The following is a 4,064-nucleotide window of genomic DNA, read 5'->3' on the forward strand; positions in this document are numbered from 1 at the left end:
AGACTGAGCTTTTTGTTTTTGCGTTTAAAAAGAACCCCGTCCCGAAAGGTGCGGGTTTTTTGCTGTGTGGTGTATGCCTCCCCCGGTGGCGCTGCGCTTACCGGGGCTACGGACCTTGCGGGTTCTGTAGCCCGGACCGGTACACCACATCACCACCGTTAGCGCCCCGCAATATTATTGCCTCTGTAATCAGGCAAGCCTTCCCCCGCCAGATACGGTAAACTAACGCCGATTTTGCATCAGGAAGCCACTATGAACCACTCCCTCAAACCCTGGAATACCTTTGGCATTGAGCGATCCGCCAATACGATAGTACGCGCCGAAACTGAACAACAGTTATTAAGCGCCTGGCAAACCGCTGTCGCGGCAGGCGAACCCACGCTAATCCTTGGGGAAGGCAGTAACGTCCTGTTTCTGAACGACTATGCCGGTACGGTGATCCTCAACCGAATTATGGGGATCGAGGTGAGCGAAACCCCGGATGCCTGGCGCTTGCACGTCGGCGCCGGCGAAAACTGGCATCAACTGGTGCAGTTCACGCTACAGCATGCGATGCCTGGTCTGGAAAATCTGGCATTAATCCCTGGTTGCGCAGGATCTTCGCCTATCCAGAATATTGGCGCTTACGGCGTCGAATTGCAGCGGGTTTGCGAATATGTTGACTGCATCGAGCTGGAAACGGGACGTAAACAACGCCTTTCCGCAGCGGAATGCCGTTTCGGCTATCGCGACAGCATCTTTAAACATGAATATCAGGACCGCTACGCCATCGTCGCGATTGGCTTGGCGTTAGAGAAAGCGTGGCGACCGGTGCTGAGCTACGGTGATTTAACACGTCTCGATCCGCAGACTGTCACCCCGCAGCAGGTATTCGATGCGGTCTGTCATATGCGAATGACTAAATTGCCGGATCCAAAGATTAACGGTAATGCTGGCAGCTTTTTTAAGAACCCGATCGTCAGCGCTCAGGTTGCTGAAGCGCTGCTGGCGCAGTTCCCTGATGCACCGCACTATCCGCAGGCAAACGGCAGCGTCAAGCTGGCCGCTGGCTGGCTAATCGATCAATGTCAGCTCAAAGGACAACGCATCGGCGGCGCGGCCGTGCATCGACAGCAGGCGCTGGTACTGATTAATGAAGATCAAGCGACCAGTGAGGATGTGATAAAGCTTGCCCATTACGTTCGCCAGCAGGTGGGTGCGAAATTCAATGTATGGCTTCAACCCGAGGTGCGCTTCATTGGAACGCATGGTGAAGTCAACGCAGAGGAGAGCATTGCGTGAAAGACCATACTATCCCTTTAACGCTAATTTCTATCCTTGCTGATGGTGAGTTTCACTCAGGTGAACAGCTTGGCGAGCAGTTAGGCATGAGCCGGGCGGCGATTAATAAGCATATCCAGACTTTACGCGACTGGGGCGTTGATGTGTTTACCGTACCGGGCAAGGGTTACAGCCTGCCAGAGCCTATTCATCTTTTGGATGAGAAAAAGATCTCCCAACAGATAGAGCATGGCCGAGTGACTGTCCTTCCGGTAATCGACTCCACTAACCAGTATTTGCTGGATAGACTGGATGAGCTGACGTCCGGCGATGCCTGCGTGGCTGAATATCAGCAGGCAGGGCGGGGCCGGCGAGGCAGAAAATGGTTTTCCCCCTTTGGCGCGAATCTCTATCTCTCAATGTACTGGCGTCTGGAGCAGGGCCCGGCAGCGGCTATTGGCCTAAGCCTGGTGATCGGTATTGTGATCGCTGAAGTGCTGCAGCAGCTCGGGGCCGAACAGGTTCGCGTGAAATGGCCAAACGATATTTACCTGCAGGATCGTAAGCTGTCAGGGATCCTCGTGGAACTGACGGGGAAAACGGGCGATGCCGCACAAATCGTCAGCGGCGCGGGTATCAACCTTGTGATGCGTCACGTGGAGTCTGATGTCGTCAATCAGGGTTGGATCAGTCTTCAGGAAGCAGGGGTGGTCATCGATCGTAACCTCCTCGCCGCGCGCCTGATTAAAGAGCTGCGCCTGGGACTGGAGCTGTTCGAGCAGGAAGGGTTGGCTCCTTATCTGCCGCGCTGGGAAAAACTGGATAACTTTATTCATCGTCCGGTAAAACTGATTATCGGTGATAAAGAAATTTATGGCATTTCCCGCGGTATTGACGCCCAGGGGGCGCTATTGCTGGAGCAGGATGGTGTGATAAAAGCCTGGGTCGGTGGTGAAATATCATTGCGCAGCGCAGAATAAAAAAGGGAGCTTCGGCTCCCTTTGCTTTATTTCCGTAAGCGTACCTGATTAACAGAATGATTGGCGCTCTTGGTCATAATCAGGCTGGCGCGCTCACGAGTTGGAAGGATGTTTTCCTTGAGATTCATTAGGTTAATCTCATTCCATAGCGAGGTGGCAATATCCACCGCTTCTTCCTTCGACAGCTTGGCGTAATTATGGAAATAAGAATCCGGGTCGGTAAATGCTCCTTCCCGGAATTTAAGAAAGCGGTTGATATACCAGCTTTTCAATAATTCTTCCGGGGCATCGACATAAATAGAAAAGTCGACAAAATCCGATACGAATACATGATGCGGATCGTGTGGATAATCCATCCCACTTTGCAGAACATTCAGTCCTTCAAGAATGAGAATATCCGGTTGCGCGACAGTTTTATCGCCGTCGGGAATAACATCATAAATTAGATGGGAATAAACCGGTGCAGTTGCCTGTGGTACTCCTGATTTGAGATCGGAGACAAACTTCACCAGCCGATGCATATCATAAGACTGCGGAAAACCTTTCTTCTTCATTAACCCACGTTCTTTCAAAACCGAGTTAGGGTGCAAAAATCCGTCAGTGGTAATGAGTTCGACATGGCGATGCTCAGGCCAACGGCTAAGTAAGGCCTGCAGTACACGGGCGGTGGTGCTTTTACCTACCGCAACGCTGCCAGCTATGCTGATTATATAGGGGATTCGCTGACCGTTGGTGCCAAGAAATTGTTCGAGAACCGCCTGACGACGCAGGTTAGAACTAATATAGAAGTTGAGCAAACGCGACAGCGGCAAATAGATCTCAGCAACCTCTTCCAGAGAGAGATCTTCGTTGATGCCTTTTAACCGCGTGATTTCTTCCTCGGTTAACGTCATCGGGACAGAATCACGAAGTGCAGCCCATTGGTGGCGGTTAAATTGTAGGTACGGTGTCATTAACGTCTGCTCTTTTTGGCTCATAAGCATGTTCTTACCATCACCGAATACGTTGAAACGGCGATGCTTCACACGAGTTAATCAGGACAATGGGCAGGAGGGTAACACCAGATTGCCGGGAATAATAAGAAAAAAACTCATTGAATGCTGCTTTCTCGCGCCAGCGTCACAAGAGAGGAATAAGTTTCTTATGCTTTGCAAAGCATGGTCTTTGCTAACAGGATAGTGCTAACGGCCTGCTGCCTTTCAGGCTGCGGTCAGCATACGTTCCGGGTAAACGTGGATGACCGGAACCGCGCCTGCTGTGCTGTTTGCTGGCGATTATTTGCACTCCGTTGTTTGAAATTACACCGTTTTTTCGCGTAAGAGCACAAAATGTGAGCAAGAGAACGTTTTATGCAAATTTTTAGTTGCATGAACTCGCTCCTCTCCCTAGAATGCGCGCTACTTGATGCCGACTTAGCTCAGTAGGTAGAGCAACTGACTTGTAATCAGTAGGTCACCAGTTCGATTCCGGTAGTCGGCACCATAACAATTTGGGTGGGGTTCCCGAGCGGCCAAAGGGAGCAGACTGTAAATCTGCCGTCATCGACTTCGAAGGTTCGAATCCTTCCCCCACCACCACTTTCTGGCGACGCTTTGCGTAGCCGGAGTTGGTTGGGTAAACTAATCAGCTCAATACTACAGAGAGCAGTCTCTTTAGTATTACAGAAAGAACTGGGTAGCCGAGTTTCAGGATGCGGGCATCGTATAATGGCTATTACCTCAGCCTTCCAAGCTGATGATGCGGGTTCGATTCCCGCTGCCCGCTCCAGACGTGCTGATATGGCTCAGTTGGTAGAGCGCACCCTTGGTAAGGGTGAGGTCCCCA

Annotated in this window: 3 protein-coding genes and 3 tRNA genes; 5 read left to right on the forward strand and 1 reads right to left on the reverse strand. The window is 51.3% G+C overall.

Annotated elements, in window-relative coordinates; all coding sequences use genetic code 11:
- The first annotated feature begins 252 nt into the window (after nt 1–252).
- On the forward strand, nt 253–1,281 hold the full coding sequence (gene murB, locus ABLV54_RS12870) for a UDP-N-acetylmuramate dehydrogenase (protein WP_048336577.1): 1,029 nt from the start codon (nt 253–255) through the stop codon (nt 1,279–1,281).
- A complete protein-coding gene (birA, locus tag ABLV54_RS12875) occupies nt 1,278–2,240 on the forward strand; it encodes a bifunctional biotin--[acetyl-CoA-carboxylase] ligase/biotin operon repressor BirA (RefSeq protein WP_023291589.1) in 963 nt (320 codons plus the stop codon). The genes murB and birA overlap by 4 nt, the downstream gene beginning before the upstream one ends.
- Before the next feature lie 26 nt (nt 2,241–2,266).
- Here birA and coaA read toward each other — a convergent pair whose 3' ends face one another.
- Entirely contained in the window at nt 2,267–3,217 is a 951-nt protein-coding gene (gene coaA / locus ABLV54_RS12880; protein ID WP_032429237.1) for a type I pantothenate kinase, read from the reverse strand.
- Between the two features lie 429 nt (nt 3,218–3,646).
- Here coaA and ABLV54_RS12885 point away from each other — a divergent pair.
- The 3 genes from ABLV54_RS12885 to ABLV54_RS12895 all read left to right on the forward strand — a co-directional run bounded on the left by ABLV54_RS12885 (nt 3,647) and on the right by ABLV54_RS12895 (nt 4,007).
- A tRNA-Thr gene (locus tag ABLV54_RS12885) sits at nt 3,647–3,722 on the forward strand.
- 10 nt (nt 3,723–3,732) lie between these two features.
- A tRNA-Tyr gene (locus tag ABLV54_RS12890) sits at nt 3,733–3,817 on the forward strand.
- 115 nt (nt 3,818–3,932) lie between these two features.
- Nucleotides 3,933–4,007 (forward strand) — tRNA-Gly (locus ABLV54_RS12895).
- Nucleotides 4,008–4,064: the final 57 nt, after the last annotated feature.

Source organism: Klebsiella sp. JB_Kp042 (assembly GCF_040065275.1).
GTDB classification, from domain to species: Bacteria; Pseudomonadota; Gammaproteobacteria; order Enterobacterales; family Enterobacteriaceae; genus Klebsiella; species Klebsiella quasipneumoniae.